Below are 10,455 nucleotides of genomic sequence, written 5' to 3'. Positions count from 1 at the left end.
ATGGCCTCCCACTTCGCCGTGCGCGCCAGTCAAGCGCTAATGCAATCTTCCCCCAAGTGGCGCCTCGCCATTTGGTTGCTATTGATGCTATCTGCCAGTCTGTGGACGCTGCAACTCTGGCAAAACGGCGCACGGGTGCAGAGCGATATCCTCGCCATGCTACCGCATTTACAGCAAGATAAACTCACAGAGCGCGCCCTTAACCAAGTTGAAGCCACGCTCGCTGACCAAGTCTATATTGCGCTCGTCACCAAGGACGAAACCACGGCAATAGCAGCGGCTAAGCTGTTGATGCAAAAGCTTGAAGCTGACCTTGTTGCTACTGGCAAAAATGCTGCACTCACAGAGATTCGCAGCGCCGATATGCAGCTAGGTGAAGCCTTGGGGCAATATTATTTCCCCCACAGATTTAAATTACTGACAGCGCCACAAGCTGAGGCGTTAGCAACGAAAGACATTGGAAATCTAATTGAAGCGGCCACAGCGCAGCTTTACAACGCTTTTGGTTATGCCAATAGCAACTTGCTTGCCCAAGATCCGCTGCTGTTATTCCCAGCCAATTTACTCGCCCTCGCGCCGAGTTCAAAAGTCAGAGCCAGCCAAGGGATACTGCTGGCGAATCAAGGCGATAATGTTGCCGCGGTCGTCATGGCAAAGGGGCGAGAAAGCGCTTTTAATCCCAATGCGCAATTAGCGCAGATGACGGCATTAACAGCGGCCTTGGATGCTGTTAAACAAAGCTATCCCGATATCAATGTGCTTAAGGCTGGCGCTCTGTTTCACGCGATTGCGGCAACGCAAACGGCTAAGAGTGAAATATCTATCCTTGGTCTTGCATCCTTACTTGGGGTGATAGCCTTAGTCTGGTTGGCATTTCGCTCTGTAATGCCACTACTGCTGGCAATCGTCACTATTTCCAGCGGGCTCTTGCTGGCCGTGACTTTTACCTTAAGTGTGTTTGGCGAGCTGCATTTACTCACCTTAGTGTTTGGCACTAGCTTGATTGGCATTGCCATCGACTACAGTTTTCATTTTTACTGCGAGCGCCTAAGCGATAGCGAACGCAGTGCGAAGGCCACGGTCGCGTATATCTTCCCAACGGTGACGCTCGCCTTTATCACCAGCGCTTTAGCTTATGTCGGCATAGGGTTAGCGCCGTTTCCCGGCATGCAGCAAGTGGCGATTTTCTGCGCCGCGGGGCTGCTTGGGGCCTATCTCACCCTCATTCTCGCCTATCCGCTGTTAGCGGGCAGTCGCTTGCCTGAAGGCTCCCGCCCATTAGCATTCGCGGGGACTTACCTTGCTAATTTAACTAAGTTATCCAACAAATTGACCACGCCGTTAGGCATGGGCCTATTTGCTTTAGTGATAGTTGTTTGGTGTCTGATTGGCGTATCAAAGTTAACCGTCGATGACGATATTCGCCATTTGCAGCAAAGCCCCGCAAGCGTGACTGAACCTGAAAATAAGCTACGCCAGTTACTCAGCGGCGGCACAGATAATCAATTCTTATTAGTGCGTGCCGCGAGTGAAGAAGCGCTACTACAACAGCTTGAGCGAGTGTCGCCACTGCTCGATGCCGCTATTGCTAACCAAGAGTTAGGCAACTACGTCAGCCTCAGCCGTTATCTGCCCAGCCAGCAAAGGCAAGACACGGCTTACCGCTTACAGGGCGAAATCTATCAAACTCAGCTAGATACTGTACTCGCAAGCCTTGGGTTGGATGAAAATCTAAAGCCAGAGCTGAAAGCCGCCTATTTGGCCGCGAAAACAGAGTACATCACGCCGGCAGCATTCTTTACCCTAGAGGCTGGCAAGCAACTTGCACCGCTGTGGCTAGCGCCGAATGAGGCTAACAGTCCAGTCAGCAAAGGCGCGCTAAATGATGGTGGGGTGAGCGCGGAACATGGCGCTGAGCATGGAGCAGATCAGGGTGCAATAGTCCTCCTTGGTGGCATTCAGCAAATCGATGCCCTTAAGGCGCGTTTTGCCCATGATGAAAGCGTACAACTTATCGATAAAGTCGCGGACATTTCCGCCGTCATGGGCCATTACCGACTGTTAACCCTAAAGCTGTTAGCCCTTGCTCTTAGCATCGCACTCTTGCTGTTTAGCCTGAATTTCGGCATTAAAAAAGCGGCGGTTGTGGTTGCCGTGCCAGCCCTTGCGGCCTTGCTCACGCTCGCAACCTTAGGCTTAACGGGCTCACCACTGAGTCTGTTCCATGCACTGGCGCTCATTTTAGTTTTCGGGATTGGCATAGACTACAGCTTGTTTTTTGCCTCAGCCCAGAACCACGGCAAGGCCGTGATGATGGCGGTGTTTATGTCCGCCTGCTCGACCCTATTGGCCTTTGGTTTACTTGCCTTTAGCCAGACCCAAGCGATTCATTACTTTGGCTTAACCCTGTCGCTGGGCATAGGGTTTACCTTTTTACTTTCGCCGTTGATTTTGACTACAACACAGGCTTTAACCAACAATCCGCTTCTAACGACTAAAAAGTCCTGATGACTACAAGGAACGTACTTTACATGTCTACACCCGTTCACGATTTATCAACTATGCCAAATTCACTCGATATCGATGTGGCCATTATCGGCGCAGGGCCTTCAGGTGCCATCGCCGCTAGCCTGCTACACCAGCAAGGTAAGCGTGTGCTGGTGTTAGAGAAACAGCATTTTCCTCGCTTCTCCATCGGCGAAAGTTTACTGCCCTGCTGCATGCAATTCATCGAAGAAGCAGGCATGTTAGATGCGCTCAATGCTGCCGGATTCCAGCATAAAAATGGCGCCGCCTTTCGTCGCAATGGCACTTATACTACCTTCGATTTTACCGATAAATTTACCCCAGGGCCGGGCACCACGTTTCAAGTGCAGCGCGCCAGTTTCGATAAACTGTTAGCCGATACCGCCCAAAGCCAAGGGGTCGACATCCGCTATGGCGAAACAGTCGAGGCGATCGATTTAACCGAGACCCCACGCTTAACTGTGCGCAATGAACAGGGCGAGCTTTATCAAATCAATGCCCATTATGTGCTCGATGCCAGCGGGTTTGGGCGCGTGTTACCCCGCTTGCTCAACTTAGAAAGTCCGTCTTGCCTGCCTCCGCGCAGCGCCATCTTTACCCATGTGGAAGACAACATCAGCGATGCTAACTTTGATCGTAATAAGATTTTGATCAGCGTCCACCCTGAACATAAGGACATTTGGTACTGGCTCATTCCCTTTAGCAATGGCCGTTGTTCGCTCGGCGTGGTGGCTGAGCCGCAGTTACTTGAGCGTTTACAAGGTTCCCTTGAGCAACAATTGATGAGCATAGTCAATGAAGAACCAGGGCTAAAAGCCCTGCTGGCCAATGCGAAAGTGGTGCAGGAATGCGCCACGCTCAAAGGTTATTCTGCCAATGTGTCACGCCTTGCGACCGACAAGTTCGCGCTATTGGGTAATGCAGGCGAGTTCCTCGATCCTGTGTTTTCCTCCGGTGTGACTATCGCCATGCAATCGGCATCGATGGCGGCAAAGTGTGTGACGAAACAACTCAATGGCGAAACGGTTGACTGGCAAGCCGATTACTCAACGCCTTTGATGCAGGGCGTGAATGCCTTCCGCACCTATGTGCAAGCTTGGTATGATGGCCGCTTTCAGGATGTGATCTTCTATGAGGAACCGAACGAGCGTATCAAGCAGATGATTTGTTCTATTCTGGCGGGCTATGCTTGGGATACGAATAATCCCTTTGTTAAAGACTCGGAGCGCCGCCTGAATATGATAGTCGAACTGTGCCGAAATCCAGCCGCCACTCCAGCATTCGCAGAGGTCTAATCGCATGCAGCTAAACCTTAACGCTAAATGGCTAATCATCCCCGCGCTATTGCTCGCAAGCCTTGGGCTAACGGGCTGTAGTGAACTGCTGTTCAGGCAGACCTGTGTCGGGCTCGCTAAGGATATGCGTTATTGTTTGGCACCATTGCCCCATGATTTTGCTCCCGCGACCGATAAGCCGTTGACTCAGCCAAGGATAAAGTCCACGACCAAGCCCACGACTGAGCCTACAACTAAGCCCGCCATCATGGCGAGTCAGCAAACCGACAGCAACACAGGCGTATCTTCACCCCAGTCCTTTAGCCAAAAAGTCAGTATTAAAGTGGGGAAAGAGTCCCACGAACTGCTCACTCAATTGGAGTTAGAGGGCGAGCGCATGACGCTCGTGGGTTTAGCGCCACTCGGACAGGCGTTGTTTACCTTGGTTTATGATGGGAATACACTCAGCAGTGAGCAAAGTGTGCTGCTGGGTGACAATTTTAAAGCCGAGTATTTAATGGCGATGATGCAACTGATCTATTGGCCTGAGCAGAGTATTCGCGCCCATTTGGAAGGTGGCCATTTAGTGACTGGTCTTTGCGATACGGTTGAGGGAAATCAGGGCGATACGCTTATAGGCACCCGAATGAATACAATCCCCTGTCGCCAGATCTATAGCCAAGATACCTTGATCAGTAAAAGCGCCCTGCAAACCCATGTGGTGCAAATCCGTTATCAACAAGATGTCGGCGATGCCCTATGGCAAGCCCACATCAGCCTAACTATGCCACAGGCCAAGTTTGAGCTAGAAATCGAACCTATTTAACCTTTTAACACCCGCACTTCACTGTGCCATGGTAAAAAAACGATACGCTATGATGAACAGAGTCGCCATTACACAAATTGGACTGTGTACCCCGCTAGGGCAAGATCCCCAGCAGGTTTTAGACCGCCTGATCGCAGGCGATACCAGCGCGATGCAGCGCAGTGACACACTCCTGTTCGAGCACCCAACCTTAGTTGCACCCGTGACGGCTGCGCTACCAACCATTCCTGCAAAGCTCATCCAGTTCGACTGCCGTAACAACCAGTTACTGCTGTGCGCCGCACTGCAAATTGCCGCCACAGTTGAAAAAGCGAAACGGGATTTGGGTCATGCCCGCATTGGCGTTGTGTTAGGCACCAGCACCTCTGGCATATCTAAAGGTGAAGCGGCCCTAAGCTATCGCAATCAACACGGCCACTTTCCGGCGGATTACCACTATTTCCAGCAGGAGCTCGGCAGCACCAGCGACTTTTTACGCCAATATTTTGAGCTAGATGGCCCTTGCTACACAATTTCAACCGCCTGCTCATCCAGCGCCAAAGTGTTTGCCAGTGCCAAACGCCTATTACAGGCGAATCTCTGTGATGTTGTGATTGTCGGCGGTGTCGACAGTTTATGCCAACTCACAGTCAATGGTTTTAATGCCTTAGAATCTGTCTCGAAAGGCCACTGCAATCCTTTTAGTATCAACCGTGATGGCATCAATATCGGCGAAGGCGCGGCGCTTTTCGTCCTAACGTTGGGCGAGTCAGAGGTCATGCTAGCGGGTATTGGCGAGTCGAGCGATGCGCACCATATGTCGGCGCCACATCCCGAAGGCGCAGGCGCCATCGCTGCCATGCACGCGGCGTTGCAAGATGCACACATTGCAGCAAAAGACATTGGTTACATAAACTTACACGGTACAGCCACGCCTAAAAATGATGCGATGGAAAGCCGCGCCGTGGTTGAGGTGTTTGGCGTGAACACGCCCCCTTGTAGCTCGACCAAGCCCTTAGTCGGCCATACCTTAGGTGCCGCTGGCTCCATTGAAGCCGCCTTCTGTTATTTATTACTTTCAGCACATAATCACCGCCAAGCCCTGCCGCCCCATGAATGGGACGGACAAGTCGATCCACAGGATCCGCACATTGCATTGGTCGAGCGCCATCAAGTCGCCGCTAAGGGCGCGCTTAATTATGTGATGAGCAATTCCTTCGCCTTTGGCGGCAGTAATGCCAGCCTGATTTTTTGCCGTAACGAGGCCTAGTACCATGCAGTTACTTAAAATTAACCAACCCTTTGCCGAACAAGATATTGCCGACTTTATCCCCCATAGGGCACCGATGATTTTGCTCGATAAAGTCATTGGCTATCGCCGTGATAACCTAGAGACCGAAGTCACTATCACGGCCAAGAGCCCTTATTTCGATGATAAATATCAAGCCGTACCCAATTATGTGGGTATCGAATATATGGCCCAAAGTATTGCCGCCCTTGCAGGGGTTGAGGCAAAGCTTCGCAATGATAAAATCCGCGTCGGGTTTCTATTGGGATCGCGCAAATTAACCTTGTATGCAAAGCAATATGAGCTCGGGCGCACCTATCGCACCCAAGTCAGCCGCCTCTATCAGGAGGAATCGGGATTAGCGGTATTCGATTGCCAAATTTATCTGCTGCCCGAAGCCGGCACTGAGCTAGAAAAGAGCTTAGTGGCCCAAGCCAATGTGAATGTGTTCCAGCCTCAGGACACACAAGCCTACCTTGCAGGCAATCAAGACGCGGCAAATAGAAGCCTTGGGCACTAAAGCTATGGTGTAGATAAAAAGCATTAAAGCGCCTTAACAAGCGACCTTTTTACCATAAATACATGAAACCCCATACCGACACATAACGATAAAATGGGGTGGAGAAAACAGATGAATAACAGAGTATTAGTCACAGGTTCGAGCCGCGGTATTGGTAAAGCCATCGCCCTAAAACTCGCCGCTGCGGGTTTCGATATCGCCCTGCATTACCACAGGAACCAAGCAGCTGCAGATGACACTGCCGCGCAAATCCGCGCGCTTGGGGTGAATGTGAGCCTGCTGAAATTTGATGTCGCCGACCGCGAAACCGTCAGAGCCGCCATTGAAACCGACATTGAGGCCAATGGTGCCTATTATGGCGTGATCCTCAATGCTGGCATCAACCGCGATACCGCCTTTCCCGCTATGACAGAAAGCGAGTGGGACAGCGTCATCCATACCAACTTGGACGGCTTTTATAATGTTATCCACCCCTGTGTCATGCCTATGGTACAAGGTAGAAAGGGCGGGCGCATCATCACCTTAGCCTCAGTTTCTGGGATTGCGGGCAACCGTGGCCAAGTCAATTACAGCGCCTCCAAAGCGGGTATTATCGGCGCGACTAAGGCATTGTCGTTAGAGCTGGCAAAACGCAAAATTACCGTCAACTGTATCGCTCCCGGCTTGATTGAAACCGACATGGTGGCTGATATTCCTAAGGATATGGTCGAGCAATTAGTGCCGATGCGCCGCATGGGTAAACCCAGTGAAATCGCCGCCTTAGCCGCATTTTTAATGTCTGACGATGCCGCCTATATTACTCGCCAAGTGATATCGGTCAATGGAGGCATGATCTAAATGAGCGAAGCGACAAATCAAACCCGCTTAGGGAAACGAGTGGTTGTCACTGGCATTGGCGGCATTACCGCCCTAGGCCATGATTGGGAGGCGATAGCAGCGAGCCTTAAGGCGCAGAAAAACTGTGTTGTCACTATGGGCGAATGGGATAAATACGATGGCCTCAATACCCGCTTAGCCGCGCCCATTAGCGACTTTGAAGTGCCAAGCCATTATTCGCGTAAGAAAATTCGTTCTATGGGTCGGGTTTCCATCATGGCGACCCGCGCCAGTGAACTTGCATTAATCGATGCGGGATTGTTAGACGATCCTATCGTGTCCTCGGGTGAAATGGGTATAGCCTATGGCTCGTCCACTGGCAGTACCGATGCCATCATCGCCTTTGGCGATATGTTGAAAACCGGTGATATGTCGGGCGTCACCGCCACGAGTTATATCCGCATGATGGCGCACACCACAGCGGTGAACGTTGGCGTCTTCTTCGGCTTAAAGGGCCGCATTCACACCACCAGCAGTGCGTGCACTTCGGGTAGCCAAGGCATAGGTTACGCCTATGAAGCCATCAAATACGGTCAGCAAACCTTAATGTTGGCAGGCGGCGGCGAAGAACTCTGCCCCACAGAGGCTGTCGTGTTCGATACCTTATTTGCCACCAGCACTAAAAACAGCACTCCCGAACTCACGCCGCGCCCCTTCGATGCGAGCCGTGATGGCCTCGTCATTGGCGAAGGGGCTTGTACGTTGGTGCTCGAAGAGCTAGAACACGCCAAGGCACGCGGCGCCAAGATTTACGCTGAGTTAGTCGGTTTTGGCACGAATTCCGACGGTCAACACGTCACCCAACCGAATGCCCATACCATGGAAATCGCCATCAGGTTGGCGCTCAAAGACGCACAGCTTGAGCCTAGCGCCATAGGCTATGTGAACGCCCACGGCACAGCCACCGACCGTGGTGATATTGCCGAGAGTCACGCGACTCACGCGGTATTTGGCACTAACATGCCGATTTCATCCCTAAAAAGCTACACGGGCCACACCTTAGGTGCATGCGGCGCGTTAGAAGCTTGGGTAAGTATTGAGATGATGAATGCGGGCTGGTTTGCGCCAACGCTCAATCTTGAGAATATCGACCCACAGTGCGCTGATTTGGACTATATCCGCAACGAACTGCGCCCAATCGACACAGATTATGTGATGAGTAATAATTTCGCCTTTGGCGGCATTAATACCTCGCTGATTTTTAAACGCTGGACTAGATAACACCTAAAACCCACATAAGGACATAGCAATGAAACCACTGTTTGCAGGGATGCTGCTGAGCATCAGTTTATTAACCGCGCCACTGTTTGCCAAAGAATACACGGTAGAAACCTACCAAGAAGTCTTTAAGGGCGACAACGAATTTAAGCAGAAGCAAGCCATCGAATCCTTAACCCTTGCAGGCTTATCCGATCCTGCGATTTACGATGTGCTCGAAGCAAAGCTACTCGCATCTTTGCCCCAAGCCACTGAAAAAAATGCCATCGACTACAGTGCTTGGTTAGTCAAAGGCTTAGCTTATTCAGGCAATGATAAGTACAGCGAAACCATTAACAGCATTGTGAATGGCAACTATCACAAAAAACTCAAAAAATACGCATCTCAAGCCAATGAAAATCTAGCGCAATATAAAAAGTGGAATACCATTCTTGGGGATAAAAACCAATATGCTGCCGACCAAAGTCAGCAAAATAATGCCTTTGCCAATGCACTACGCAGCGATGATTTAGAGTTAATGCGACTGGCGGCTAAACGCATTATGGATGATCGTCAGTACGATGATTTTATCCTAGCCGTACTCAGTAACGAATTGAAAACGCCGCGCTTAATGGCTGATGATAAACTCGCCATCGATACCTATGCCAACATGGCAAAGGCCCTAGCAAGCTCAGGCAACGCAGATTACCGCGACGTGATTGAGAATATTGCGACCACAAGTTCGAACCGAAAACTGCAAAAATATGCGGCAAGCTACCTGAAGAAATTCTACTAAACCTGCCCGTTTAACGCTTAATAAAACAAATAATGGCCGAGCATATCCTCGGCCATTTTTATATTCGCTTGGATAATGTTGAGAATCGGAAAGGATAATTAATAGTAAGCGGATTAGGGAACTCGCACAACGTGGTTGATCTTGTAGCCTGTGCCTTTTACTGGCGACAAAAATTTATGACGCGCTTGTTTTCGGAAAATATCGCACGATTTAATCGTTTTGAGCGTTTCGCACAATACACTATACTGCTACTGTATTTCCAAATAAGAGGGCTTAATCGTGCAAACATTAACAGCCAATGACGCCAAACGAAATTTCGGTGAGTTACTGCTAAACGCTCAACGCGAACCCATCAAGATCAGCAAAAACAGTAAAGATGCGGTTGTCGTGATGTCTATCCACGACTTCGAACAGCTTGAGGCGATGAAAGCCGACTATTTGAAGCACTGTTTCAACGCAGCCAAAGAAGATTTAGCGAAGGGCAATGTGGTTGATGGTGAAGATTTTCTTAACGCCCTGTAGCAACTTACATGAAAAATAAACGCTATAAACTGAGTAAGTTAGCTCAGACTCATTTACTAAAGATTAAAGACTACACCCTTCAACACTTTTCTGAGTCGCAGTGGCACAAATACAAAGAAAGCCTAATATCCGGCTTGAAAATGTTAGCCGATAACCCCGGATTAGGCAGAAGCTGCGACGATATTTACCCCAACGGATTCTACTTTCCTATTGGTAAACACACCGCCTACTTCACAAAAGAAGACGACTTCATCCTTATCGTTGCCCTGTTAGGTCAACCACAACTACCCCAAAACCACCTGAAATAGCCTCACCCCTGATTGTTTACTGGTACACCCGCACAGGCTTGCCATGGCACTCACTTACCGACACAGTGAAAGAAACCTAGAGGATCTAAGTTGGTAAACGAGAGTTACAGAAGCCGAAGAGGCAGTTAAACATAGATATTGTTCAGAGTGGGGCCAACCATGGTACCGGCTCGACGCCACGCAGCGAGTCCATCCCTGGATGCTCGACCGCACCGTCCATGGGGCGGACGGTCGTCTCGCCAATCACCATGGTTTGCCGTTCGAACATCAGCGTAATCTGCTGGCTTAAAAGACTAGAGTCAAATTAATACTCTGAAAAAAATTAGTTACATCTGTCTATCAA

The 10,455-nt window shown here is 50.2% G+C and carries 10 protein-coding genes; all 10 read left to right on the top strand.

All coding sequences use genetic code 11. The annotated features are described in order from the left end of the window. The 10 genes from K5Q99_RS11955 to K5Q99_RS11910 all read left to right on the top strand — a co-directional run bounded on the left by K5Q99_RS11955 (window position 1) and on the right by K5Q99_RS11910 (window position 10,112). The gene (locus K5Q99_RS11955) at window positions 1-2,508 is read left to right on the top strand and encodes an MMPL family transporter (protein WP_220776976.1); all 2,508 of its coding nucleotides are present in this window, start codon (window positions 1-3) and stop codon (window positions 2,506-2,508) included. Between the two features lie 23 nt (window positions 2,509-2,531). Then, entirely contained in the window at window positions 2,532-3,821 is a 1,290-nt protein-coding gene (locus tag K5Q99_RS11950) for an NAD(P)/FAD-dependent oxidoreductase (protein ID WP_220776975.1), read from the top strand. A 4-nt stretch (window positions 3,822-3,825) separates the two neighbouring features. Next, window positions 3,826-4,626, top strand: coding sequence for a DUF3261 domain-containing protein (locus tag K5Q99_RS11945; protein WP_220776974.1), 801 nt, complete (start codon window positions 3,826-3,828; stop codon window positions 4,624-4,626). A gap of 49 nt (window positions 4,627-4,675) precedes the next feature. Beyond that, window positions 4,676-5,875 (top strand): beta-ketoacyl-[acyl-carrier-protein] synthase family protein, encoded by a 1,200-nt coding sequence (locus K5Q99_RS11940; protein ID WP_246604472.1) that lies wholly within the window; start codon window positions 4,676-4,678, stop codon window positions 5,873-5,875. Window positions 5,876-5,879: 4 nt separating this feature from the next. Continuing rightward, window positions 5,880-6,413 (top strand): hotdog family protein, encoded by a 534-nt coding sequence (locus K5Q99_RS11935; protein ID WP_220776972.1) that lies wholly within the window; start codon window positions 5,880-5,882, stop codon window positions 6,411-6,413. Between the two features lie 111 nt (window positions 6,414-6,524). Then, window positions 6,525-7,250 (top strand): 3-ketoacyl-ACP reductase FabG2, encoded by a 726-nt coding sequence (locus tag K5Q99_RS11930; protein ID WP_220776971.1) that lies wholly within the window; start codon window positions 6,525-6,527, stop codon window positions 7,248-7,250. Continuing rightward, entirely contained in the window at window positions 7,251-8,510 is a 1,260-nt protein-coding gene (locus tag K5Q99_RS11925; RefSeq protein WP_220776970.1) for a beta-ketoacyl-ACP synthase, read from the top strand. Window positions 8,511-8,538: 28 nt separating this feature from the next. Continuing rightward, complete coding sequence (locus K5Q99_RS11920; RefSeq protein ID WP_220776969.1) at window positions 8,539-9,282, top strand: hypothetical protein; 744 nt, start codon at window positions 8,539-8,541, stop codon at window positions 9,280-9,282. A 279-nt stretch (window positions 9,283-9,561) separates the two neighbouring features. Then, window positions 9,562-9,804: a type II toxin-antitoxin system Phd/YefM family antitoxin gene (locus K5Q99_RS11915; RefSeq protein ID WP_106648377.1), complete on the top strand. Its 243-nt coding sequence runs from the start codon at window positions 9,562-9,564 to the stop codon at window positions 9,802-9,804. Between the two features lie 8 nt (window positions 9,805-9,812). Next, window positions 9,813-10,112: a type II toxin-antitoxin system RelE/ParE family toxin gene (locus K5Q99_RS11910; RefSeq protein ID WP_220776968.1), complete on the top strand. Its 300-nt coding sequence runs from the start codon at window positions 9,813-9,815 to the stop codon at window positions 10,110-10,112. Window positions 10,113-10,455 lie beyond the last annotated feature (343 nt).

Origin of the sequence: Shewanella hafniensis (genome assembly GCF_019655335.1) — a bacterium.
Taxonomy (GTDB): domain Bacteria; phylum Pseudomonadota; class Gammaproteobacteria; order Enterobacterales; family Shewanellaceae; genus Shewanella; species Shewanella hafniensis.
Note: the sequence above shows the minus strand (reverse complement) of the source record. Positions and strands in the feature narration are given on the sequence as shown.

Bases quoted from the DNA above. Each gene is read 5' to 3' on its own strand.
- K5Q99_RS11945 (WP_220776974.1), top strand. From the start codon at position 3,826: ATGCAGCTAAACCTTAACGCTAAATGGCTAATCATCCCCGCGCTATTG.
- K5Q99_RS11925 (WP_220776970.1), top strand. From the start codon at position 7,251: ATGAGCGAAGCGACAAATCAAACCCGCTTAGGGAAACGAGTGGTTGTC.
- K5Q99_RS11930 (WP_220776971.1), top strand. From the start codon at position 6,525: ATGAATAACAGAGTATTAGTCACAGGTTCGAGCCGCGGTATTGGTAAA.
- K5Q99_RS11935 (WP_220776972.1), top strand. From the start codon at position 5,880: ATGCAGTTACTTAAAATTAACCAACCCTTTGCCGAACAAGATATTGCC.
- K5Q99_RS11940 (WP_246604472.1), top strand. From the start codon at position 4,676: ATGATGAACAGAGTCGCCATTACACAAATTGGACTGTGTACCCCGCTA.
- K5Q99_RS11910 (WP_220776968.1), top strand. From the start codon at position 9,813: ATGAAAAATAAACGCTATAAACTGAGTAAGTTAGCTCAGACTCATTTA.
- K5Q99_RS11920 (WP_220776969.1), top strand. From the start codon at position 8,539: ATGAAACCACTGTTTGCAGGGATGCTGCTGAGCATCAGTTTATTAACC.
- K5Q99_RS11950 (WP_220776975.1), top strand. From the start codon at position 2,532: ATGTCTACACCCGTTCACGATTTATCAACTATGCCAAATTCACTCGAT.
- K5Q99_RS11955 (WP_220776976.1), top strand. From the start codon at position 1: ATGGCCTCCCACTTCGCCGTGCGCGCCAGTCAAGCGCTAATGCAATCT.